This is a genomic window from Rahnella sp. AN3-3W3 (assembly GCF_003263545.1).
GTDB classification, from domain to species: Bacteria; Pseudomonadota; Gammaproteobacteria; order Enterobacterales; family Enterobacteriaceae; genus Rahnella; species Rahnella variigena.
In genome coordinates this window covers 1-933 of record NZ_JYDG01000140.1, presented here as the reverse complement: position 1 = coordinate 933, position 933 = coordinate 1, and the positions used below count along the sequence as shown (strand labels likewise).

General features: G+C 41.6%; 1 protein-coding gene. It reads left to right on the top strand.

From position 1 onward, the window contains the following. Positions 1–439: 439 nt before the first annotated feature. A complete protein-coding gene (locus UC15_RS25335; protein WP_232829997.1) occupies positions 440–916 on the top strand; it encodes a hypothetical protein in 477 nt (158 codons plus the stop codon). The last annotated feature ends 17 nt before the right edge of the window (positions 917–933 follow it).

Below are 933 nucleotides of genomic sequence, written 5' to 3'. Positions count from 1 at the left end.
GGAGCCAAATTAGAAACGCCCGCTTAAGGAAACTTAAGCGGGCGTTTTGCTTTGGTGTTTTCTTATGCCGGTATCATCTCTGCATAAGAAAAGGCTTATGGAGAGATAGCCCTAAGAAAATTGATCTCTATTAATGAGATTGAAAACAATAATGGGCGGATTTCACAAGCCTATAGATTAGCGTTGCTTAATACTCTACTGTATCGGGAAACTCAGACTGTTCATAAGTGCGTATGGCCTTCGGATAGACATGGCATGCTGTACCTGCGTTTGCTGACTTTCTTTCACACATTAGGCAAATGTTCTGCAGAATAAATTACTTTTGCCTTTCTTTACTTTCTAGCCTAATCAACGCCCTTTCTAAACCTGATATTTTAATCACTAGGCGCTGATCTTATTTAAATGCTTTAGTGATAATCCTCATTGGAGAAGCATTTATATGAGTGTTAAGGCACAAGTTATTGTCGCACGTAAGCTGGGATTCACATCACATCAAAATGCGGTTCCTCTATTACGTGAACTTATCTTGCATAATGAATCGGAGCAAGCATTTCAGGATTTGACATTACATCTGCAAACATCGCCTGCAGTATTGGAAGCAAAACAATGGAAAATTGACCGTTTACTTCCAAACTCCTCGGTTGATATCCGGGAACGGGACGTTAAGCTCAATGCAGAATGGCTCTCCGAATTAACGGAAAGTGTCGTTTGTGAAGTCACACTATGTTTGCGTCATGGCGACGAAGAACTTTTTACTGAATGTTATCCACTTGAAGCATTGGCAAAAAATGAATGGGGTGGAGAGGCAATGGTGGAATTGCTGCCCTCTTTTATTATGCCAAACGATCCCGCCGTGGACCGGATTCTCAAAGCGACATCCGATGTTCTGCGAAGTGCAGGTAAAAATGAAGGGTGAATAGACCCTAGTTTCCT

What these genes read in the sequence shown, in the direction of transcription:
- UC15_RS25335 (WP_232829997.1), top strand. Translation starts at nt 440, where the DNA reads ATGAGTGTTAAGGCACAAGTTATTGTCGCACGTAAGCTGGGATTCACA.